General features: G+C 58.7%; 16 protein-coding genes and 1 pseudogene. All 17 read right to left on the bottom strand.

The window, feature by feature from the left end; translation table 11 throughout:
* Position 1: 1 nt before the first annotated feature.
* Positions 2 to 1,609, bottom strand: a complete 1,608-nt coding sequence (locus tag ACI5FR_RS29025) for an anthranilate synthase component I family protein (protein ID WP_405461010.1) — start codon at positions 1,607 to 1,609, stop codon at positions 2 to 4.
* Positions 1,610 to 1,772: 163 nt separating this feature from the next.
* Positions 1,773 to 2,711 carry a cysteine synthase A gene (gene cysK, locus ACI5FR_RS29020; protein ID WP_405461008.1) on the bottom strand — a complete coding sequence of 313 codons (939 nt, stop codon included), beginning with the start codon at positions 2,709 to 2,711 and terminating at the stop codon, positions 1,773 to 1,775.
* A 99-nt stretch (positions 2,712 to 2,810) separates the two neighbouring features.
* Positions 2,811 to 3,764 carry a peptidylprolyl isomerase gene (locus tag ACI5FR_RS29015; protein ID WP_405461006.1) on the bottom strand — a complete coding sequence of 318 codons (954 nt, stop codon included), beginning with the start codon at positions 3,762 to 3,764 and terminating at the stop codon, positions 2,811 to 2,813.
* Positions 3,765 to 3,845: 81 nt separating this feature from the next.
* Entirely contained in the window at positions 3,846 to 4,721 is an 876-nt protein-coding gene (gene hslO / locus ACI5FR_RS29010) for an Hsp33 family molecular chaperone HslO (RefSeq protein ID WP_405461005.1), read from the bottom strand.
* A gap of 36 nt (positions 4,722 to 4,757) precedes the next feature.
* Entirely contained in the window at positions 4,758 to 5,522 is a 765-nt protein-coding gene (locus ACI5FR_RS29005) for a type III pantothenate kinase (RefSeq protein ID WP_405461003.1), read from the bottom strand.
* Positions 5,519 to 6,397, bottom strand: coding sequence for a carboxylating nicotinate-nucleotide diphosphorylase (gene nadC, locus ACI5FR_RS29000; protein WP_405461001.1), 879 nt, complete (start codon positions 6,395 to 6,397; stop codon positions 5,519 to 5,521). The genes ACI5FR_RS29005 and nadC overlap by 4 nt, the downstream gene beginning before the upstream one ends.
* Positions 6,390 to 8,000 (bottom strand): L-aspartate oxidase, encoded by a 1,611-nt coding sequence (gene nadB, locus ACI5FR_RS28995; protein ID WP_405460999.1) that lies wholly within the window; start codon positions 7,998 to 8,000, stop codon positions 6,390 to 6,392. Before nadB ends, nadC begins: the two co-directional genes overlap by 8 nt.
* Positions 8,001 to 8,035: 35 nt before the next feature.
* Positions 8,036 to 8,974 carry a quinolinate synthase NadA gene (gene nadA / locus ACI5FR_RS28990; protein ID WP_405460998.1) on the bottom strand — a complete coding sequence of 313 codons (939 nt, stop codon included), beginning with the start codon at positions 8,972 to 8,974 and terminating at the stop codon, positions 8,036 to 8,038.
* Positions 8,975 to 9,182: 208 nt separating this feature from the next.
* A complete protein-coding gene (locus tag ACI5FR_RS28985; RefSeq protein ID WP_405460996.1) occupies positions 9,183 to 10,907 on the bottom strand; it encodes a hypothetical protein in 1,725 nt (574 codons plus the stop codon).
* 30 nt (positions 10,908 to 10,937) lie between these two features.
* A complete protein-coding gene (locus ACI5FR_RS28980; RefSeq protein ID WP_405460994.1) occupies positions 10,938 to 12,203 on the bottom strand; it encodes an efflux RND transporter periplasmic adaptor subunit in 1,266 nt (421 codons plus the stop codon).
* Positions 12,204 to 12,254: 51 nt separating this feature from the next.
* Entirely contained in the window at positions 12,255 to 15,359 is a 3,105-nt protein-coding gene (locus ACI5FR_RS28975; protein ID WP_405460992.1) for an efflux RND transporter permease subunit, read from the bottom strand.
* Positions 15,360 to 15,528: 169 nt separating this feature from the next.
* Positions 15,529 to 16,050: a GbsR/MarR family transcriptional regulator gene (locus tag ACI5FR_RS28970; RefSeq protein WP_405460990.1), complete on the bottom strand. Its 522-nt coding sequence runs from the start codon at positions 16,048 to 16,050 to the stop codon at positions 15,529 to 15,531.
* A gap of 184 nt (positions 16,051 to 16,234) precedes the next feature.
* Positions 16,235 to 18,190, bottom strand: coding sequence for an ATP-dependent zinc metalloprotease FtsH (ftsH, locus tag ACI5FR_RS28965; protein WP_405460988.1), 1,956 nt, complete (start codon positions 18,188 to 18,190; stop codon positions 16,235 to 16,237).
* Positions 18,191 to 18,277: 87 nt separating this feature from the next.
* Positions 18,278 to 18,817, bottom strand: a complete 540-nt coding sequence (gene hpt / locus ACI5FR_RS28960; RefSeq protein WP_405460986.1) for a hypoxanthine phosphoribosyltransferase — start codon at positions 18,815 to 18,817, stop codon at positions 18,278 to 18,280.
* Positions 18,818 to 18,907: 90 nt separating this feature from the next.
* Positions 18,908 to 20,428, bottom strand: a complete 1,521-nt coding sequence (tilS, locus tag ACI5FR_RS28955) for a tRNA lysidine(34) synthetase TilS (RefSeq protein WP_405460984.1) — start codon at positions 20,426 to 20,428, stop codon at positions 18,908 to 18,910.
* Between the two features lie 21 nt (positions 20,429 to 20,449).
* The gene (locus ACI5FR_RS28950; RefSeq protein ID WP_405460982.1) at positions 20,450 to 21,364 is read right to left on the bottom strand and encodes a protein kinase domain-containing protein; all 915 of its coding nucleotides are present in this window, start codon (positions 21,362 to 21,364) and stop codon (positions 20,450 to 20,452) included.
* Positions 21,348 to 22,103, bottom strand: a pseudogene (locus tag ACI5FR_RS28945) (VWA domain-containing protein); the annotation flags it as partial. The gene ACI5FR_RS28950 and the pseudogene ACI5FR_RS28945, both read right to left, overlap by 17 nt.
* Between the last annotated feature and the right edge of the window lie 598 nt (positions 22,104 to 22,701).

Below are 22,701 nucleotides of genomic sequence, written 5' to 3'. Positions count from 1 at the left end.
CTCAGCTCCTCTGCTCCATCATGCTCTCGCTAAACTGGATCGCTCTCCACACCGCCTTCGCTTTGTTGAGCGACTCGATATATTCCCGCTCCGGCACGGAATCGATGACGATCCCCGCTCCGGCTTGAACTTGTCCAATACCGTCCCGGACGACAAGCGTCCGTATAACTATATTTAATTCCATATTGCCGTTATAGTCAATCCACCCGATCGAACCGGTATACGGTCCGCGCCGGACCGGCTCCAGCTCCTCGATGATCTCCATCGTACGCACCTTCGGCGCGCCCGTGATCGTCCCGCCGGGGAACGTCGCCGCGATGGCGGCGAAGGCGTCGTGGCCTTCGGCCAGCTCACCGCGCACATTCGACACGATGTGCATCACATGCGAATAGTGCTCGATGGCCATGAACTCGTCCACGCGCACCGTGCCGTACCGGGAGATGCGCCCCAGGTCGTTGCGCAGCAGGTCGACGAGCATGATGTGCTCGGCCCGCTCCTTCTCGTTCGCGACGAGCTCGTCCGCTAGCCGCAGGTCCTCCGTCGCGTCGGCGCCGCGCGGCCGCGTGCCCGCGATCGGCCGCGTCTCCACGACGCCGTCGACGAGACGGATGAGGAGCTCCGGCGAGCCGGACACGATGGCCAGCTCGGGGAAGCGCAGCAGCCCCATGTACGGGGACGGATTCACGAGGCGGAGCCACTCGTACAGGTCCTCCGGCGTCGACCGCAGGTCCCGCTCCTGGCGGACCGACAGGTTCACCTGGAATACATCGCCCTGGCCGATGTAGCGCTGCACTTCCCGGACGGCGTGGATATACGCGTCCCGGGAGAATGCCCGTCGATTGCCGCTCATGGCATCGACGTCGACTTGCAGCTGCGCCGGATCGGCCAGCGCTTCCGCGTAGCGGGCCTGGCGGCGCCGCTGCGCGTCATCCTGCGCGGCGGCCGCCTCCAGCGCGCGCCATAGCGCGGCCATCCGCTCGGTGCACACGGCCGCCTGCTCGTACAGGCGCCGCAGCGCGGCGCCGGCCGAGTCGGCGTCTAGCGCGTCGAGCGGCGGCACAGCCATGTGCGCGCAGCAATACAGCCGCTGCGCCTCCCGGTCGACGACCCACAGCTCGTCGACCCGCATCCAATAATAATCCGGCAGCTTGCCGTCATCATGGGCGAGCTGCGGGAGCCGCTCGATCGAACGGGCGACATCGTAGCCCCAGTAGCCGACGCAGCCGCCTACGAACTTCGGCGCACCGGGGACGCGGGGCGAGCGGTACGGCGCGAGCCAGGCGCGCACTACGTCGAGGGGGTTGCCCTCCCGCTCGTACACGCGGCCTCCGCGCCGCCGTCCACGGGCCTCGCCTGCCTCCGCCGGCTCGAACTCCGTCACCCAGGCGCGGCGACCCTTCCCCTGGATCGTCGAGGCGGTGCGCAGGCCGAGCATCGTATACCGGCCGCCCTTGCCGCTCTCCAAGACGAAGGAGCACGGGTCGGCGTCCGTCCATGCCGGCTCCCACGTGGCTAGCCCGTCCGTCTCGAGGGGCACGCTCCGGATGAAAGGCAGGTGCGGGTAAGCGCCGGCCCACGACTGCCACTGTTCCCAAGCGGTGATGATCAAGTTCAATCTCCTCCTGTCGGCTCCGGCACACGCCCACGCACGCACATGCACATGCACACGCTCTCGCACCCGCCGCTCGCCTCTTGCCTCTTCTCTAAATCAAACACGCCCCTCACAGTGAGGGGCGCTCATCCTATTGCTATCTAGTATACCGAATATTGCCTTATTCGTCGAATTGATACAGCGGCGTGCTGAGGTAACGTTCGCCATTGCTCGGAACAACCGCGACGACGCGCTTGCCTTTGCCCAGCTCCTTCGCCACCTTCAGCGCAGCGAAGATTGCCGCTCCGGAGGAGATCCCACCCAAAATGCCTTCTTCCTTCGCGACACGGCGGGAAGTCTCGAATGCATCCTCGTTATCGACGGCAATAATCTCGTTGTAAATCTTGGTATCCAGAATATCCGGCACGAACCCGGCTCCGATGCCCTGAATCTTGTGCGGGCCCGGCTTGCCGCCCGCCAAAACCGGAGATGCCGATGGCTCGACCGCATAGATCTTGATATCCGGGAAGTGCTCACGCAGCACGGAGCCTGCACCCGTAATCGTGCCGCCTGTGCCGATCCCGGCAACGAATGCGTCCAGCTTGCCGTCATGCCCCTTGATCGCTTCCACGATTTCCGGACCGGTGGTCTCGAGGTGGATCTTCACGTTCGCTTGGTTCTTGAACTGCTGCGGGATGAAGTACGTAGGATTCTCCGCGGCGAGATCTTCCGCCCGCTTGATCGCGCCTTTCATGCCTTCCGGTCCCGGGGTCAGAATGAGCTGCGCCCCGTACGCGCGAAGCAAGTTCCGGCGCTCGATGCTCATCGTCTCCGGCATAACGAGAATCGCCTTGTAGCCTTTGGCCGCCGCGACCATCGCGAGGCCGATCCCGGTGTTGCCGCTCGTCGGCTCGATGATCGTATCGCCTGGTTTCAGCTTGCCTTCCTTCTCCGCCGTCTCGATCATGCTGATGGCAATCCGGTCCTTGACGCTAGCGCCCGGATTCTGATACTCGAGCTTCACGTAGATTTCCGCGCTGTCCTCCGGGACAACCCGATTCAGTTTAACAAGAGGCGTATCTCCAATCAATTGCGTGATGCTTTGTACCAACTTGGCCATCGATAGTACCCTCCCAAAGTGCGATTCATTATTCCGAGTAAAAAAGTCGGTTTTATTACTCCCATCTTATCAACGGCCCTACCGAATGTCAACAAGATTTTATTGAAAATTGGGCATTTTTACCGTTGCCTTATGGCGTTCACGAATCTGTTTCACCAGCTCGTTCAAGGGCACCGCCTTTTGCAGCGCCAGCTCCCGCCGAATGTTGGCTTTCACCGTCTCATCGATCGTCTTGTTCGTCTCCCGCTTCGCGAGCAGCTGGATCACGGCATAGCCGTTCTTCACCGGAACGGGTTTACTGACTTCGTTGATTTTCAGCGTGCGGGCCGCCTGGATCAGGAACGGAGGAATAAACGGGTCGTTCTCCTCGACGAAGCCGAGATCGCCGCCGGCCTTGGCCGTCGCCGCATCCACGGAGCGCTCCTTCGCCAGAACGCCGAAATCGAACCCTTTGGTCAAATCCGCAATGAACTGATTCGCTTCTTCCTTCGTCTTCAGCTCCGCCTTAAGCAAGTGGTACTGCACGAAGCTCTTGAACTCTTCCGGATGCTCCTTGATGTACGCCTGCACCTCGGCGTCGGTGACGGTTACGTTCCGAGTGGCGAGACGTTCCAGCAACAGCTTGTAATACACATCCTCATTCAGCTCCGATTTGCTGAGCCCCAGCTGTTCCTTCATCGAGTTGTAAAACTGCTCCTCGCTCTCATACCCCTGCTGCATTCTCGTTAATTCCGCATCCATTTCCCCCCGGCTCACGGTAACTTGCAATGCTTCGGCTTCCTGGCGAATCGCCTCCCGATCGATCATTTGGCTTAGCAGCTCGGCCCCGTACTTCTCCGTCAGTCGATTCATAAGCTCCCCATAAGGGATGGACTTGCCCCCGACTACCGCGACCGGCTCATTGGGGGGGACCGCCATAGCGGAGTCGGGAGGCACCGACGGCAGCGGAGCGCCCGGCTTCGTACGCACGGCATGGGTCAGCAGCATCGTTAAGACCAACACGCAGGCCATGAGCAGGCCGATTATGCCCCATAGCAGCTTCATGCTCCTCATCGTGATTTCTCCTCTGATCTACCCGTAATATACCGGACGCCCCGTCTGCCAGACGCCCCGCCCCTGACTCTCTCTTGTGTGCTACAGGGCTCTCTCTAATAAAGCTTGCAGGTGCTCCGTATCGAAGCGGTAGGTCTCGTTGCAAAAATGGCAAACGACTTCGGCGGGCTCGTTCCGCGCGATCATGTCCTCCAGCTCATCCCGGCCCAAACTGATCAGGGTCTGCTCGACCCGCTCCTGCGAGCATTTGCAGCGGAACTGCAGGTCCATCCGTTCCTTCACTTGCACGTCTTCCAGCACTTCGTTCAAAATCGCTTCGAGCGACAATCCCTGATCCAGCATCGTCGTAATCGGCGGCAGCCCAGATAGACGCGCCTCGAGCTCGGCAATCTCCTCCTCGGCAAGGCCGGGCATCAATTGAATGATGAACCCGCCGGAAGTGCGAACCGTTCGGTCCGTATCCACTAACACACCAAGGGCGACGGCTGAGGGAGTCTGCTCGGATTTGGCGAAATAGTACGTAAAATCTTCTCCCAGCTCCCCCGACACGATCGGAGTGCTGCCCCGATACGGCTCGCGAAGACCCAAATCTTTAATGATATAAATAAACCCTTCGGTCCCAACCGCGCCGGCCACATCTAGCTTGCCCTTGCCGTTCAGCGGCAGCTCGACGCTCGGATCGTCGACGTAGCCTCTCAGGTCGCCGTCCGCGTTAGCCTCGACGACGATTTGCCCGATCGGACCGTTCCCCTTCACTTGAATCGTCAGCTTCTCCTCGCCCTTCAGCATGGCGCCCATCATCGCCGCTGCCGCCAGCGTCCGTCCCAGCGCCGCTGTGGCGACCGGTGAGGTCTTGTGCCGGGCCCGGAGTTCCTCCAGGATGCCCGTAATATTCGCCGCGAACGCCCGAACCTTGCCGTTCAGGGCAGTGGCGCGGATTAAGTAGTCTTGTTGCATTTCGTCTTTCCTCCTGTCTTCCTCAGGGCCGGACCGTTACTGATTGCGTTCATAGATGAGCTGCAGCCCTTGCAAGGTCAAGAGCGGATTCACGATCTGAATCGTGCGGGACTCCCCGGAGATCAGCTCCGCCAAGCCTCCCGTCGCCACGACGGTAGCTTTCGTCCGATTTTCTTCTTCTATACGCTGCACGATGCCGTCGACCTGCCCGGCGAAGCCGTAGATGATGCCGGCTTGCATCGAGGTCACGGTCGTCCGGCCGACAATGCTCTTGGGCTTGACCAGCTCGATGCGCGGCAGTTTGGCCGCCCGCTGATACAGCGCCTCCGTCGAGATGCTGATGCCCGGGGCGATCGCGCCCCCGATGTATTGCGCCTTCTCGTCGATGTAGCAGAACGTCGTCGCCGTCCCGAAGTCGACCACGATGAGCGGCGGGCCGTACAGCTCGATCGCCGCCACCGCATTCACGATGCGATCCGCCCCCACCTCGCGGGGATTCTCATACCGGATGTTCAGGCCGGTCTTGATCCCCGGCCCGACGAACAGCGCCTTCCGCTGCAGATACTGCGCGCACATCTTCTCCAGGATGTAGATGAGCGGAGGCACGACAGACGAGATCATAACGCCGTCGACATCCTGGAACCGAATGCCGGCGTATTGGAACAGATTGTAGATCATCATGCCGTATTCATCGGCTGTAGCCGCCCGATTCGTAGCGAGCCTCCAATGATGCTTCAGCGTCTTGCCTTCGTAGAGGCCGAGGACCATGTTCGTATTCCCCACATCGATGACGAGGATCATGCGCCGCTTCCTTTCTTAGCATCCAGGTCCAGGCTGATGTCGAGGGCTTGCACCGAATACGTGAGGCGGCCGACCGAGACGACGTCCACTCCGGTGCGGGCTATGCCCTGCACCGTCTCCAGCGTGACGGAGCCCGACGCCTCGATCAGCACATGGGGAGCCGCCGCTCGGATCCGCTTCACGGCTTCGGTCATACAGGCGTTATCCATGTTGTCGAGCATAATGATGTCCGCCCCGGCGGACAGCGCTTCTTCCAGCTGGTCGAACGACTCGACCTCGACCTCGATCTTCATCGTGTGCGGGATGCCCGCCCGCGCGAAGCGGACAGCCGGCTCGATGCCCCCGGCGCCCTTGATGTGATTGTCCTTGATCATGACCGCGTCATACAAGCCGAAGCGGTGATTGTGCCCGCCGCCGACCCGGACGGCGTACTTCTCCAGCATCCGATGGCCGGGCGTCGTCTTGCGCGTATCGACCAGACGGACCGGCAAGTCCCCCAGCGCCTGCACGAACTGACTCGTGCGCGTGGCGATGCCGGACAGCCTCTGCATCAGGTTCAGGGCGAGCCGCTCTCCCATTAGGATGCTGCGGGTGCTGCCGCTCACCTCGGCGATGACAGTCCCCTTCTCGACGTAGCTGCCTTCCTCGACAGCCGGCACGAAGACAAGCTCCGGATCGACGGTCGCGAATACGAGCGCCGCCACGGGAAGACCCGCGAGCAGGCCGGATTCCTTCACATGAAGAATACCTTTAGACCGGCGGTCTAAAGGTATGGTCGTCGCTGTGGTGATATCGCCGGTGCCGATGTCTTCCTCTAACCACAGACGTATGTTGCGGGACAAAAGTTCCCGATTCAGCATGATTTCTTTAGTCATGAATCCGTTCCTCCGTAAACCCGTTATTCCGGTCTATCAAATTGTGCTTCCGCCAATGCGTATCATCGGTCTGCGGGAAATCTTCGCGGGAATGGCCGCCGCGGCTCTCCTCCCGCCGGAGCGCCGACTGGGTCGTCAGAAGCGCGCAGGTCAACAAATTGGCGAACTCGAACTCCTCCCGTTTCGACAGGCACGAATCGAAGACGGAGATTTGGCGCCTCAGCTCCTCGAGCCCTTTCTCGAGCCCTTTGGCATTGCGGAAGAGGCCCACATAGCGCACCATCACCTTTTGCAGCTTCAGACGCTTCTCCACGATCGCTTGCATCGGTCCTTCCGGACGGTGGCTGTGCTCGGCAATGGCCGGGGTCGGCTCGGATTCGGTCAGCGTTCGGATGTGCTCGATGATGCGCCGGCCGAAGACAATCGCCTCGGACAGCGAGTTGCTCGCGAGGCGATTCGCGCCGTGTACCCCAGTGGACGACACTTCCCCGCACGCATAGAGCCGCTTAATGGAAGTTTGCCCGTTCAGATCGGTTCGAATGCCTCCCATCATGTAATGGGCGGCCGGCGCGACCGGGATCCAGTCGGACGTCAGATCCAGCCCGTACGTGAGGCAAAACTCGTAGATGTTGGGGAACCGATGCTTGATCATCTCGGGCGATTCGTGCGTAATATCAATATATACGAATGTCGATTTCGTATGCTCCATTTCCCGAATGATCGCTCTGGCTACGACGTCCCGCGGAGCGAGCTCCAGCATCGGGTGCACCTTTTCCATGAACCGCTCGCCCCGGATGTTGCGCAGCACCGCGCCTTCGCCCCGCAGCGCCTCGGAGATGAGGAACCGCGGCGCTCCCGGATAGCAGAGGGAAGTGGGATGGAATTGGATGAACTCCATGTCGCGGATGACCGCTCCTGCGCGGTACGCCATGGCGACGCCGTCTCCCGTAGCGATATCCGGGTTCGTCGTGTAGCGATACAATTGGCCGGTCCCGCCGGAGCACAGCACGATCGCCTTGGCCTGCGCATAGACGCGCCCGCCGTCCGGCTTCTGCACCAGAACGCCCTTGCATTCGTTCTCATATGTAATCAAGTCGATCGCATAATGATCGTCCCACACTTCAATCCGGTCGCTCTGCTTCGTCTTCTCCGACAGCGCCCGGACGATCTCCGCGCCCGTCGCGTCCCCTTGCGCATGCAGAATGCGCCGCTGGCTGTGCGCGCCTTCTTTCGTCAAGGCGAATACACCGTTCTCCAGATCGAATTGCGTCCCCATGCGAATGAGATCCTTGACCCCTTCGGGCCCTTCATGAACCAGCACGTCGACCGCGTCGTTGTCGCATAGCCCGGCGCCCGCGATCAGCGTGTCCTGCCGGTGGTACTCCGGAGAGTCCTCGTCGGAGATGACTGCCGCGATGCCGCCTTGGGCATACCGCGTGTTGCTGTCGAGCAGCGATTTCTTCGTAATCATGAGGACCTGCCCGGTCTCGCTGGCGCGAATGGCCGTGAACAAACCCGCTATGCCGGCCCCGATGACGATGACATCCGTCTTCACCTGAGGCAGCTTGTCCAAATCGAAATCAACCAAATAACGCGGAACCATACATTCACCTTCGATGGGCAAGAGAGTAGCGCATGCTACTTGACTTGTAGCATGCGCTCTAAGGACAATCGGGCTTTGTCGGCCACATGGGGCGGGACATAAATTTGCGGCTGCATCGTTTCCATGCACCGGACGATTTTTTTCAGATTGTTCACTTTCATGTTCGGGCAGACGAGGAATTTGGTCGCAAAATGGAACGTCTTGTTCGGGCTGTCCATCCGCAGCTGGTACCCGGTGCCGTCTTCCGTGCCAACGATGAACTCCTGGCAGTCGGATTCCTTGCAATACTTGATAATCGCGGTCGTGCTGCCTACGAAATCGCCGAGCGCCACAACCTCGGGCCGGCATTCCGGGTGAACGACGAACTGTGCGTTCGGATGCTGCGCCTTCATCTCGATGACGTCCTTGACCGTCAACATATCGTGCGTGTTGCAGTACCCTTCCCAAATGATCATCTTCTTGTCGGTGTGTTTCGACACGTAGTCACCCAAATTCTTGTCCGGCACCCAGATAATCTCTTCCGCGTCCACGGACTGAATCACCTTCACCGCATTCGCCGACGTACAGCAAATGTCGGTCTCGGCCTTAATCTCCGCCGAGGAGTTGATATACGTCACGACTTTGGCGTTCGGATGCTGACGCTTCAAGGCTCGAAGCCCTTCCACGTTGACCATGTCCGCCATCGGACAACCGGCGCGCTCGTCCGGGATGATGACCGTCTTGTTCGGAGCCAGAATCTTCGCGCTCTCGCCCATGAAGTGCACGCCGCAGAACACGATCACTTCCGCGTCGGTCTGAGCCGCCTTTTGCGCCAATAAGAAGGAATCCCCGCGAAAATCCGCGACCTCCTGCACCTCGTCCCGCTGGTAGTAGTGGGCCAAGATGATGGCATTGCGTTCTTTTTTCAATTCGGCAATGCGCTGCTTCAGCTCGCGGTTCTGCTCCGCCTTGCGCTCTAACGCAAGTGCTTCCATCCCAATCGCTTCCCTTCTGTTTAATACGTGAAAAAGTTCACGCATTCAGTTATGGTTGAATCGATCCCCTGATTTTATTTTAATTTACGTTTTAATTTACACCTAATTTACACAACGGGGATTCCGCTGTCAATCGGTAAATAATCGCCGTAGAAGGAAAAACCCGGCCATTCCTGACCGGGTTCGAGAGCGGTTGTTTGTTTTCATTCTATTGCTTCAATATTTTCACGAGCCGCTTCGCTTCGCCGTTCGCCGTCTGGATCGATTCGTAGATCTTGATCGTAAGCGGCCACTCGAATTGGTCGGTACGCAGGTTCTGGAACACGAGGTGCTGCGCTCCGCTGACGAGCTTGTTGCGGCCCGTGAAGGGCAGCGTCTCGGAGGCGATCAACCGGCCGCGCGGATCGTGCAGCTCGACGGTCATGTTCGCGGAGCTGGCGTCACTGACGACGTCCTCGGCCGACTCGATGTCGAGATCCATCTTCAGCTTGTACGTGTACCCGGCCGGGCTTCCTTGAGCGGCCAGATCCCACAAATTCAGCTTGACGGTGTAAGGATAGAACAACAATGTGTCGTCGTCCGTCTCGTCGGTGGCGACCGCCGTCTTGAAGCCGCCGATCGGAATGTTGTACGGGGCCACGGTTTGGTTGTCGAGCAGCTTCAGGACCAGATCTTCGCCCTTTTCCGAAGAAGGTACCGCGAAGGCATAATTGACGACGTAGCTGAGCTTCGGCTCCAGCTGCTGCACGGTCGTCGCCTGACGGCTGCCCGTATAGCGGAAGCCGTCCGCGTTCGTCAGCTCCGTCTGGAAGGCCGGCAGCGGCACAGGCCGCTCGCCCGTGTTCCGGACGAGGAATTTCGCCACGATCGTGTTGTAGCCGGCGGAATCGGATTCGTTCAAGCTCAGGTCCACGAGCGAGATCGCGGTTTCCTTATCGATCAGCTTACTCATCGGGTCGAAGGCGACCCGGTCCCCAAGCTTGTAGGCCGGAAGCGAGGCGAGGTCGATGGTGTCTTGCTGCGGCAAGGCGACGTTCAGCCGCCCTACATTATAGTTCACTACAACCGGACTGTTGTTCTCGATGTCCGCGAACGTCTCGGGTGTCAGGACATTCAGGCTGTTCAGCGTCACGTTGTTGTCGGTTAAGATGCCGTAATGGACGTACTTCTTCTCGTCAGGCTTTAATTGTACGTTCGTCTGCACCCGCTGGCCGGTATAGGCGCGGCTGTCCGACTTGCCGTCGATCCGGAAGTCCGGCACCGTCTCGGTGCGCGTCCCTTGATTCTCCGCGATCAAGGTGACGACCGTCACCGGACCTTGCGGCGTCTTCTCCCGGATGAGCGTAACCGGCGTATATACAATTCCGCTGGTTAAGCCTGGGATCGCGAACGGTTCGCCCCAGCGCTTCATCGCGGCCGGATCGGCGAGCACCGATTCCGGGCCGCCCCACGCCAGCCCCGCTACCGGTACGGTCAGAATCGCGGTTTCCGTCTTCGGGTATACATATTCGTCCACCTCGACCCAGCTCAGCTCGGTCAAGTCCAGAGCCGCGCCGTAGTCCAGCGTCAGCATGTAGCTGAGCTCGGCCTTCTCCCGGGGCTGGATCGCCTTCGCGTTCGAGACGCTCGGTCGCAGCGTATACTCGGTCCCGTCGGCCGTCTTGACCCGCAGCTCGTAGTCCGGTACCCGGGTAACCCGGCTGCCTCCATTATAGAGCTGGACGACGGCGGCGATTCGCGTCTCCTCGCCCACGAGCTCGCTGACTACACTTTTCACATCGGCTCTGATGGAAGCGGTAAGCGAATATTGTCCGCGCCCTTCCAGGGCGATCGCGGTGCCGTCCGCCGCCAGGATCACGGCCGGGGCCGACGTCAGGGCGAGCGAGACGGTCAGTACGGCGGCGGTCAACGATTTTTTCCATGTCGGTTTCACTGCATTTCCTCCGTTTCGTTGAAGCTTCATTTATTTAGACTCCGCGAGCTGCACTTTTTCTTTGTCCTTCAGCTGATTCTGGCCGGAGACGACGAGCTGCTCGCCTTCCTTGATCCCGGACAACACTTCCTGATTCAATTCGTTCAGACGGCCGAGCTGCACCTTGCGTTTCTCTACCGTGTCGCCCACTAGCACGAACACGAACGAATCGCCGCCTTCGCGGACGATACTGAGCGTCGGGACTGCAACGACCATTTGCTCGTCTTCCGTTGTCAGCTGGATCTGCACCTTCGTGCCCGGCTTAAGCGCGCCGTTCGCGTTCGCCGTCTCCAGCTCCAGCTCGTACGTCTTGCTCTGGGTGTCCATGGAGCCGGACAAATATTTGATCTTCGCCTTCGCTTTATCGGGGCTCCCCGGCACATAGTAGACGAGCTCTTGCTTCCCGCTCACGAGCTTGGCGGAGTTCTCCGTCAGCTTCGCCTTGATCACAATCGGATCGAGCTGCTCCACGTGGCCGATCTTGGCGCCCGGCTGGACGGTCATGCCTACCACGACCGGCAGCTCGGTCAAGATGCCGCTGACCGGCGTTTTGACCTCCAGGTTGGACAGGCTGCGATCCAGCTCCTGCATGGATAGGGAAGCCGACTGGATTTGATTGGTCAATGAGGATAAGTTGTCGGACGTCTCCAGTGTCTTTTGTTTTTGCTTCAGCAAATCGAGATCCATCGTTTGGTTTTTCCACAGCGTTTCCGCTTGGTCCAGTTGCGATTTCGTAATGAGTCCTTGGTCATAATCGTTTCTAGCTTTATTGTAGGATTTGGTCACGTCTAGCAGCGCCTGCTCCATCTTTTTGACGCTGTTGGCCATCTCGGTTTTGCTGTTAGCCAGATCCTGCTGCGCCTTGACCAGGGCATCCTGGCTGCTCCGCAGCTGGAGGGAGGCTTTCTCCTTTTGCAAGTTCATATCGGCCGGATCGAGCTTCAAGATCACGTCGCCCGCATTCACTTGGTCTCCGCGCTTTTTCAAAATTTCTTTCACGTCTCCGCTCGACTTGGCCATGACGTCCAATTGCATCACGGGGGCCACATCGGCCACTTGCTCGAGCGGATCGCCGATTTTTTGCTTGGCTAACTTCTGTACCTTCACCGCCTTGATCGCCTGCTCTTGCGTCGCCGCCGGAACCGTCGGACCAGCCTCCGCCGAACACCCCGCCGCGACGGCGACGGTCAGGACGACGGCCGCGGCCAGCTTGACGCCGCCGATCATTGTTTTGCTTTTCAGCCTGTTAGGTCTCATCTTCGCCTTAACTCCTTTATTGAAAGTTTCGTACTTTGTGGGGGCCTAGTTTTAAGCGGACATGGTGTCCAGGGCGGCTTCCGCCTGCTTCGACTTGCGGTGGAACAAGCGGGACACGCGCTTCTTGAACGAATGGATGAGGTCGTAGACGACCGGCACGACGAGCAGCGTTAGCAGCGTCGAAGTGGTCAATCCGCCGATTACGACGACAGCCAACCCTTTGGAAATAATCGTGCCCTTGGACAGCCCGAGCGCCAGCGGCATCAGAGCGAATACGGTCGCGCCGGCGGTCATGATGATCGGCCGCATCCGGGTCATGCTGCCTTCGATCAGCGCGTCATGGACCGAGTAATTCATCTCGCGCAGCTGCTGCACGCGATCGATGAGGACGATGGCGTTCGTGACCACGATGCCGATCAGCATCAGGAAGCCGATGAGCGACGTGATGTTTAGCGATTCGCCCGTCACGAGCAGGCCGATCAGACCGCCGATGGCGGCAAGCGGCAGCGAGAACAGGATGGCGAACGGCGCGCTGGCGTTGCCGAAGGCGAGCACCATGACGAGATAGACGATGAAGATCGAAGCGGCCATCGCCATGAACATTTGCCCGAAGCTTTCGTCGATATCGTCGGAGACGCCCTTCACTTGCCGGCTTACTCCTGAAGGCAGCTCGACCTTGTCGAGTTCCGCCGAAACCTTGGCCGATACGCCGCCTTTGTCGGGATTGTTGATCTTGGCCGTAACTTGCACCACCTGCGTTTGCTTCTCCCGACTGATCGAGATCGGAGCGTCGAGCTCGCTCACTTTGGCGATGTCCTTCAGGTTAATCGTACCCACCTGCGTCTGGATCGGAATGTTCGCGATATCCTGCATCGAGTCTTTGAACGATCGGTCGATCTCCAGCTTTGTCTCGTATGTAACATTGTCTAGCTTGATGTCGCCGAGCTCTTCCTTGCGGATCCAGGCATTGACGGTGCCCATCACTTGCGCGGGGCTGAGACCGTAGACGCGAGCTTTCTCGGCATCGACCGCCACGTCGACCTCCATCTTCTTCTCGCCGAGCGTGTCCTTGATATCGAGCAGCTCTGGGAAGGTCGTCATCTTTTCCTTGATGAGTCCTGCCGCATATTCGAGGCTTTGGAGATCGTCGCCCTTCAGCATGTAGGAGAAGTCGACCCCACCGCCACCGTCTCCGGCGAAGGTGATCAGCTGCGCTTCCACCCGCGAGCCCTTCGGCATATCGCTGAGGAACAGCTTCTTGTACTCCTCCAGCGCTTCCTTCGCATTCGTATTGACGCTGACTTCCGTGAACAGAGATGCCCGGTAGGGGACGCGTTCGCTCCCGAAGTCATAGCCGATCATCGATTCGATATATGTAAATTTCGGTGCGCCTGTCTGGTCTTTCTCGCCTTGCATGAATTTCTCGATCTCGGCCACTTTGGCATTCATCGTTTCCATCGAGGTTTCACGCGGCATTTGCAGGCTGAACAGCATTTGGCGGTCCGCTTCGCTCTCCGGCATGAAGGTCATGGCGAGCTGCGGGACGATCAGAATAATAGAAACCACGAATAGGACGAACGCGAGCAGCAGCGTCTTGATCCGATTTTTGAGCGACCAGACGAGCATGCCTTTGTAGGCCTTGAGCAGCTTCCCGACCTTCGTCTCGTCGTGCACCGGGATGTTCTTCTGCTTCATGACCATCAGCTTGGCCAGCATTGGGATGACCGTCAGCGCGACGACCAGCGAGGACAACAGCGCGCAAGCGAGCGTCAGTGCGAACGGGCGGAATACTTCACCCAGAATCCCGCTGACAAACGCGATAGGAGCGAAAACCCCAACGGTCGTAATTGTGGAGGACGTGATGGCAGACGAGACTTGCTTGGTCGCGAGCTTAATGACCGACTCGTTGCGCTCTTGCGCTTTTTGCAGCTGGCTGTAGATGTTCTCGATCACGACGATACTGTCGTCCACGACGCGTCCTACCGCGATCGCCATCCCGCCGAGCGTCATGATATTGAGCGAGATGCCCAGCCCCTGCATGAACAAAAGTGTGATTAAGATGGAGAGCGGAATTGAGACTAAAACGATCAGGGTCATGCGAATATTTCTAAGGAAAATTAAAATCATAAGCGAAGCCAGGATGGCGCCGAGCCCGCCCTCGCGGACCATTCCGTCGATGGAATGCTTGATGTCCGTCGCGGCATTGTACACCGAGTGGAACTTCACAGAAGGCAATGTGGTCGACCAATCTTTCATCAGCGCGTCGGCGGCGTTCCCGAACTCCACCGCATTCGCTTCCTTCGTCTTATACAGATGAATCCCGATGGCCGGCTGTCCGTCGAGTCTCGTGATAAACGGCGATTCGCTGACTGAAGTGACTTTGGCGATTTGCTTCAGCAGGATCGTCCCGCCTTGCATAGTTTGTAGAGGCAAGTTGTCGAGATTATATACGGTGTCGATCTCGCCTCTCACCCGCACCATCTGCGTGCGGCCTTCGAAGTCGACGGTGCCGGCCGGACTCGATAAGAGTGCCGCGCGGATCATGTCCGTCACTGTGGATGGGGACAAGCCGTACTGATTCAGGGCGTTCGCGTCCAGACGGATCGACATCTGCGCTTCGTTATTCCCTACAGAGTCTACATGGTCCACGCCCTGGATGCCGTTGAATCCCGGCAGGATGATGTCTTTATACAGCTTCTCGAGCTCGATCTGGTTCATGTTGTTCGTCCCGGTGACGGCCAGGTAGTAGACCGGCTGCGAGGCGAAGCCGAACGTCGCGACCTTGGGCTTCTCCGCGCTTTGCGGAAGCTTCACGTTCGCTACGAGGCTCTCTATGTCTTTTTTGGCATCGTCCAGCTTGACGCCCTGCTCCAGCTCGATCGAGATCTGCGAGAAATTGTCGCTTGAGCTGGATGTTAAGTTCTTGAGCCCCTTCGTCCCGGTGAGCGCCTTCTCCAGGGGCTTGGTCACTTGATCGAGCACGTCCTTCGGCGGAGCCGTGTACTGGGTCGTGACGAACACGGCCGGGAACGAGATGTCCGGCATGCTCTCTACCTTGAGCTGTCCGGCAGCGAACGTCCCCCCGATGGCTAGCAGCAAAATCAAGATGATGACCGCCGCTATGTTCTTCATGGAAAAATCGGTCAAGCGATTCATTCGGTTCCTTCCCTCCTTACGAGCTGGCACCCTTGCATGCCGCTCGCTTTTTTGGTCATTCGTTGGAACGTAGTTCTCCCATATACATGGTAAAATCTAACGGCTTTCCGCAAAACAGGCTTAGGACGGTGTCCGACCTAGACCTTAGTCGGGGAAACGTAACCGGGGCCTAGATGCGGCGCCTCCCCCGCAAATCGGCAATCAAGCGGGCCGTCTCCTCCTCGATGCCTTCCAATCGGCGAAACATGATCCGGTAAAACGCCAGAAGCTCTGAGTACCTTGTCTCCAGCACCTCCGCCATCGCCTGCTCGTCCGGCTCGAGCGCTCCCGGATCCGGGAGCTTGCGCAAGGTATCCTCAATCGACTCACATTCCGTCCGAAGCCGATGCGTCACCTTGTCCATCATCAACTGCAGATGGTCCTTCGGGATGCTGTAGTAATCTTTACGGTCGTTCCCCCTTGGCAGTTTCTCACAAAATCCATACGTTACGAGCAGCCGAATCTGGATGCTGACCGCCGCTTTGGTCACGCCGATCCGCTCGGCCATCTGCTGCAGGCTGACCGGCCCGGGAGAGCTTTGCAGCAGCGCATAAATCCGCCCGAGAAGCGGGCTGTTGCCCCCTTCTTGAAACAAGCGCGCCATCTTCTCCGTCAACTCGGTTTGAAACCGTTCGAACTCCACGCTGCCCATCTCTTTCGCTCCATTTCACCGTCATTAAAATCGTTAACAATCCTTTTAACGATGCAAATTCATCGTACTCAGATTGCCGGCTCTCCGTCAATTATTGGAAACGGATTCTTTGTGAATTTTTTCTAAACAAGCGAAAAGAACCGGCCCTCCACACGGGAGGGCCGGTTCGATAGCGCCGAAGCGATTATTCGTCCTTCTTGTCTTCCTTCTTGTCGCGGTCGAAGTCGAGCTTGTTCGCATCGCTCGCTCCGTCCTGCGTATTGATGTTCACCTTCAACTGCTCTTCGAAGCTGAGCTCGTCGCCCAGATCCGTAACCTTGCCGCTCTCCAGCAATTGTGCGATCTGCTCCTTGTCGAGCGTCTCCTTCTCGAGGAGCGCTTTGGCAACCAGGTGCACTTGATCGGCATACTTGGTGAGAATGTCTTTGGCGCGGTTGTAGCAACTGCCGATGATGCTCTGCATTTCCTTGTCGATCTCATACGCGATCGCATCGCTGTAGTTCTGCTCATGACCGATATCCCGGCCGAGGAATACCTGGCCTTGCGTCTGGCCGAACTGCATCGGCCCGAGCTTGTCGCTCATCCCGTATTCCATGATCATGCTGCGCGCGATGCCCGTCGCCTTGCGGAAGTCATCGTAAGCGCCGGTGCCGACTTCGCCGATGTACAGCTCCTCGGACACGCGTCCGCCGAGCAACCCGGTGATGCGGTCGAGCAGCTCGGACTTCGTCGCGAGCAAGCGGTCCTCGCCGTCCTTCGGAATGCTGAGCACGTAGCCGCCCGCCCGTCCGCGAGGCACGATCGTGACCTTATGCACGACATCCGCGTGCTTCTCGTAGTACCCGATGATCGCATGGCCGGCCTCGTGGTAAGCGATCGTCCGCTTCTCGCGCTCGCTGATGACGCGGCTCTTCTTCTGCGTCCCTACTATGACGCGGTCGAACGCTTCTTCGATCTCCTCCATGGAGATGTCCTTGCGGCTGCGGCGAGCGGCGATCAGAGCCGCCTCGTTCAGCAGATTCTCCAGGTCGGCGCCGGTGAAGCCGGTCGTATAGCGGGATAGCACGTCGAGCTTGACGTCCTTGGCCAGCGGCTTGTTGCGGGCATGCACCTTCAGCACCGCTTCGCGGCCCTTCACGTCCGGACGGTCCACCGTAATCTGACGGTCGAAGCGGCCAGGACGCAAGAGCGCCGGGTCCAGAATGTCCGGACGGTTCGTCGCGGCGACGATGATGATGCCTTCATTCGCCCCGAAGCCGTCCATCTCGACGAGCAATTGGTTGAGCGTCTGCTCGCGCTCGTCGTGACCGCCGCCCAAGCCGGCGCCGCGTTGGCGGCCGACGGCGTCGATCTCGTCGATGAAGATGATACACGGCGCGTTCTTCTTCGCATTCTCGAACAAGTCGCGGACGCGGGAAGCCCCCACGCCGACGAACATCTCCACGAAGTCGGAACCGCTGATGCTGAAGAACGGAACGCCCGCTTCTCCCGCGACCGCGCGCGCGAGCAGCGTCTTCCCTGTTCCCGGAGGACCGACGAGCAGGACGCCCTTCGGAATCCGTGCGCCCAAGGCGGCAAACTTCCGCGGATCCTTCAAGAACTCTACGACCTCGACCAGCTCTTGCTTCTCTTCGTCTGCGCCGGCCACATCGTCGAACGTAACCCTCTTTTTCTCTTCATTGTATAAGCGGGCCCGGCTTTTGCCGAAATTCATGACTTTTCCGCCGCCGCCCTGCGCCTGATTTAATAAGAAGAAAAACAGGATGAAGATGATGACGAACGGAATGATGGAGGTGAGGAACGTAATCCAGACGTTATCGCCATCCATTTTTTCATAAACTTCTTTGTTGACCTTGCTCTGCTCGAGCAGTTCAACGACCCGTTCACCGAAAGGAGCGTGGGTTTCAAAGAGCTGTTTGTTAACATCTGCGGATTTAATAAGCTTGCCTCGTATCAGATACGTATACCCGTCGAACTTAACCGACACTTCATCGACATTATTATTCTTCAGCTCCTCGCGGAACTGGGTATAGTCGATCGTTTGCTTCGTATCGTTCTGATTGCTGATGAAGTGAACGATTCCTACGGTAACGAGGAATATGAGCAAATAAAATCCGGTGTTGCGGATGATCCGATTCATCCCCTACCTCCTCTCAATGACACACGTAACTTATTTTACCACAGCCGGAGGATGCATCACAATAACGCGGCTTCCCGGCTTCGGCGGTCAGGATGAGTACACCTCGGGTTTCAGAACGCCGATGTACGGCAAGTTCCGATACTTCTCCGCGTAATCAAGCCCATAGCCGACTACGAACGCATCGGGAATCGTGAACCCCTTGTAATCGGGCTCGAGCTCCACCGTGCGACGTGCCGGCTTATCGAACAGAGTGACGACCGAGATCGAGCGGGCATTGCGGCGCTCCAATACATCGATCAAGTAACTCAAGGTAAGGCCGCTGTCAATGATGTCCTCAACGATCAGGACATTGCGCCCCTCCACGGGGACATCCAAATCCTTAATAATTTTCACGACGCCCGACGACTTCGTCGAGGCTCCATAGCTGGATACGGCCATGAAGTCGAGCTCCAGCGGGATGGTCATGCGTTTGACCAGATCAGCCATAAAAATGAAGGCGCCCTTCAACACGCAGATGACGAGCGGATTGCGACCTTCGTAATCCTGGCTTAAGGTCTCTCCCAGCTCGGCCACCTTGCGCTGAATTTGTTCTTCGGTGAATATGATTTCCTGGATGTCGTTCTGCAACTGCTGGCCCCTCCTATTCTAACCTGTTCGCCTTCCTGGGAAGGACAACAAGATCTTACCCTATCTTATGAAGCCGCTATCGGTCTCATTCTATTCCGGTGTCCCTCCGAGCGGAGGAATCGCGCTCAAGTCGAGTCGTAGGGCTAGCACGCGTTCGGTACCGGGGCCGATCAAGGCGTGCCGTGACCGGCGAAGACCCGGGATCCACAGCAATCGGCCCGCGCCGTCTTCGATCAGAGGCAGCCGGTCCCGAAGGCTCGGCGGCACTTTGTGGTCAATGAACATATCTTTTACTTTTTTCGACCCCTTTAAACCAAGCGGCTCCATCCGGTCACCCTCCCGGCGAAGGCGCACCTTCAAAGGGAATTCCACCTGATCGAAGTCAAAAAAAGCCTCCTGAGGGGAGGAACGTATCCATGAAGCGGCACCGTCTGACGGCCGCATCGGCTGCGTCTCTCTTGCTCTGTCCTTCCAATCCGCAAGCGTCCGGATCGTACCGTATAAAGCGCCGCCCCATCTCACTGCGCCCTCCTCGGCCTGCGTCCGCGTCATCCCTTCCTCATCGGAGGCCTGAACTCCGCGTTCCTTCCCGGCAAACTCGGCCTGCCGAAGTACCGACACCCGGTCGTACTCGCGCACCAAGGCTGCGGTTCCCTGGAGTTGAATGGTCACGGACGGCGGCTCCTCTTGCCCGATGGCATGCCGGATTCGCTCTACCCGGTTATAGTCCGAAGCATCCGCTTCTTCACACACATAGTTCAATATTAGATGAATGATCCTCCTTTGTAAAGCAATATGCAAGGTCAGGAAAGCCGTTCTGGAAAAGGCGATTCCGTGTGCGAATTCGGTTACAAGGGTCGGCCAAATCCTAAGCGCTTCCTGCCGGATGAAATCGTCTTCCTCCTGCATCAGATCAGCCAATCGATTGATCGATTCCGGCAGCTGCGGGTTGAAGGGCAGCAAAGCCGGCCACACATCCAGGCGGATCCGGTTGCGGGTATATTTGCGGGAGCGGTTGCTGCTATCCTCTGCGTAAGGCAGCTCCAACATCTCGCAGTAGCGCACCAGCTCTTCCTTGTATATACGGAGGAGGGGGCGCACAAGTTCCAATTCATTCATGCGCCGCCTCATGGGAATGCCTGTCAGGCCGGAAGGCCCGGTCCCCCTCAGCAGGCGCATGAGCACCGTCTCCGCCTGATCGTTCGCATGATGGGCGGTTGCCAGCCGGACGGCGCCCACCCTAGCGGCGACGCCGGCCAAGAACGCGTACCGCTCTTCGCGTGCCGCCGTCTGCGGATTGTCGCCCGACGCCCGGACGATGGCGGGCATGTCGACGGCGCCGAGCTCGCAGCGGATGCCTAGCTTGTGCGCGAACGCCGCGACCCCCTCGGCCTCGGCGACCGATTCCGGCCCGCGGAACCCGTGGTCGAGATGCGCCGCGGTTAGCGTCCAGCCCCACGCCTCGGACAACCGGTGCAGAATATGCAGAAGAGCCGTAGAATCCGGTCCCCCGGATACGGCTGCCACGATGGAGTCGCGGGGCTCCAAGAGACGATGCTCGCGAATGAACCGCTCCACATTCCTTACCAATTCCGTGTCTGGTCGCTGCATAGGGCGTCGGTCCTCCGACAGTCAACGCTGAAAGTAAATATATAAGGTAGAAACAAACAGCAGCACCGACACCGCGAACGCGGTCTGAATCCACAAGCTGCGCTTCCCGGTGTCCGTCCGTCGCGTGCTCTTCAGCATAAGCGACCGCCACTCCTGGGCCGCCTCTTGGGAGGTGCGGTACTGGCCGGTCAACGCCTTCAGCAGCACCGGTCGGAACCGCTGGCACGCCGGGGATTCCTGCGCCGCGGCGATCAGGTCGTCGAGATGCCGGTTCTGCGGGAGGGAGGCGATGAACGAGGCGAAGCGGTTGCGCGTGTCCGCCAGGTGCAAGCTGAGCACAGCGAAGGAGAACAGATCGTACGCTTCGTCCGCCTTGCGCGAGCCGGCGTTCCAATAGCCCCGGTCGTACACTTCCGTGAATTGCTTGACCGAACGGCCCTTCTCCGTTACGCCGCCGTAATCGACGAGATCGGCTTGGCCGAATTCCGACACGATGACGTTGTCCATCTTCAAATCTCCGAATATGTATCCCCGCCGGTGCAGAGCCGACAGCTTCTTCAGCAAGTCGTAGCCGAGCACCTCGAACCAATCCATGCCTTGCTTATGTAAAAACGCTTGCGGGTGAGCACCCCTCACATACCGCATCACATAAAACGGATAATCCCGATCGGTGAGCGTCAAATCGTCGGCTTCCAGCAAATAGCGTGAGCCGGGCGGTACACCCTTGTCGAGCGAACGAAGCACGTTCACTTCCATCTGCAAATCTACCGTATCGAAGCCGACCTTCAGCGCATAAGCCGTCTTGCTCGATCGCACCAAATACACTTGGCCGTTCGCGCCCTCTCCCAACCGGCGGACGACTTCATATTTGTTCTTGTTCCACTTGCCGCTGATCCAAGTTCCCTCGGCCAGCGCCAGCTTAGACGACGTAGTCACTCCAGATCCCGTCCTTCTGGCCGGACCGCAGCTCGGGATGACGAGGCTGCTCGCGGTTCTCTCGGTCTATTGCGACAGAGGCGGCAAAATGCCGGATGACTGCTCGAATTGCCGGTCCGGTTGGAGTCGTTCCCTTTATGTTTAAGTTATAGAACATTTGCCTCATTTTTGCAAGGTCGCGCGTCCAATCAGCCAGCAAATCGGCATCCAGCTTCCCGGGGAAATGAAAAACCGCGATCTCGCTCAGTCCTTGCCGCGCTTGCAGGCTCAGAAGCAAATCTTGGCACGACTCCTCCACCGCGCGGAGCTTGTCGCTCATGCTCGCGCTTGTGTCGATGAGCAGCGCTACGCGAAGCGAGGCGTTCTCGCTCCATTCGTCGATGACGCGGACCACTTCGCCCCGCTTGGCCGGCGGGAGATCTTCGAGCTCCCCCCTGCCCAGGATGGCTCGGAGCTCTTGATTCACCACTTGGTGCATCGTCGACACGACCGTCTTGCGCGTCATCATCTGCACCGTCTGCGACAGCGCGGCCGGTGTGACGATGCGGCTCATGCCGCCGCCTGCCCGCGCGATATCCGCGATCTCGTCGAGCCCGCGTTCATTCTGCCGCGCCGAATCGACCACGCCGATGACATTCACGACGATGCCTTCCTGCTGGGCCAGCGCCGCCGCCGCAACCGGGCTCGAGCCTTCGTTGGAACAACCGTCTGTGATTAGGATGATTTGTTTCATCATACTCCGGGCACCCTCTTTCTTTCATTCTAGTAAGTAGTGTGCCCAAAATCATAGACGGGGATACCGGTAAGTCCGTGGCGCAACGTACAAAAGCAGCCGTTCCAAGTGAAAAAGGGGGCCTTAAGCTCAAACATCTTGTTTGTCCGATGACGACAAGCCAAAACTCGCCGGACCCCTCTTTTTCACTTTCCACTCCCTGTTTCGCTGTAGCCAAGCGAGGGCTTCTGGGTACCCCGGTACGTTGTCTTACGAGAGGGAAATCCTCCCTCACTTTGGCGTGACACCAGCGCTTTGGGGTTGAGAAGAGGGAATTCCTCCCTCATTCTGAGGCGAAACCTGGCCAAATGACACCGGAGGTCAGAAAAGAGAGGGAGCTTTTCCCCCTCCTATCCTCTTTTCCCGCCAATTCGGGCCAAAAAGAGGGAGAAAATCCCTCTTCCCAGGCAGACCGGATTATGCGGCGAGCAGCCGAGATAGTCCCCTTAGGTCACCGCATCCCGCGACACTACAAAACCCGATAAGGGGCCGTCGAATGGGACGGCCCCTCTATGTCAACGTATGGATCAAGCGGCCATCCCTCGGATCCTCCGGAATGTCTGCC

It is taken from the genome of Paenibacillus sp. HJGM_3, assembly GCF_045062745.1.
Lineage (GTDB): Bacteria > Bacillota > Bacilli > Paenibacillales > NBRC-103111 > Paenibacillus_AA.
This window is presented reverse-complemented; position numbering and strand designations above follow the sequence as displayed.